The 560-nt window shown below is 69.8% G+C and carries 1 protein-coding gene; it reads left to right on the top strand.

Going from position 1 to position 560, the window contains the following annotated elements; genetic code table 11:
- Window positions 1-112: 112 nt before the first annotated feature.
- Window positions 113-560: LysR family transcriptional regulator (locus tag FL311_RS43550; RefSeq protein WP_141333588.1), on the top strand; the 448-nt coding region annotated here is incomplete at its 3' end.

Raw genomic sequence — 560 nt, 5'->3', positions numbered from 1 at the left:
CGCGATGAGCGCGCCGGTGGCGAGCCAGCCGAGCAGTCTGTGCATGGCCCCAATATGTGCCCGGAGCGTCCTCGCTGGCCGTGATGATTCGTGAGCAGTAACCTCACGGGAAATGAGCATTCAAATCGGGGCCATCGACCTCAACCTGCTCCTGGTGCTCCACACCGTGCTCGTCGAGCGCAGCGTGGTCCGAGCGTCGGAGCGGCTCCACGTCACGCCGTCGGCCATCAGCAACAGCCTGGCGCGGCTGCGTGCGCTGCTCGGAGACCCGCTGGTGACGCGCAAGGGGCGGGGAATCGTCCCGACGCCCAGGGCGCTCGCGTTGGCGCCGGCGATTGGTCGCGGGCTGCGGGAGATGGAGCTGGCGCTCCATGAGGTTCCGTTCGAGCCGGGGCGCTGCACGCAGACCTTCACGTTGGCGGTCGCGGATGCGGGGCAGCTGACGTGGGTGCCGCGCATCGCGGCGCTGATGCGTCGGGAGATGCCGGACGCGCGGCTCTCCGTGGTGGGCATCGACTCGCTCGTGTCGCTGGGGGACTTGGGGTCGGGGCAGGTGGACC

The organism is Myxococcus sp. AB025B (genome assembly GCF_006518215.1).
Lineage (GTDB): Bacteria > Myxococcota > Myxococcia > Myxococcales > Myxococcaceae > Myxococcus > Myxococcus fulvus.
Note: the sequence above shows the minus strand (reverse complement) of the source record. Positions and strands in the feature narration are given on the sequence as shown.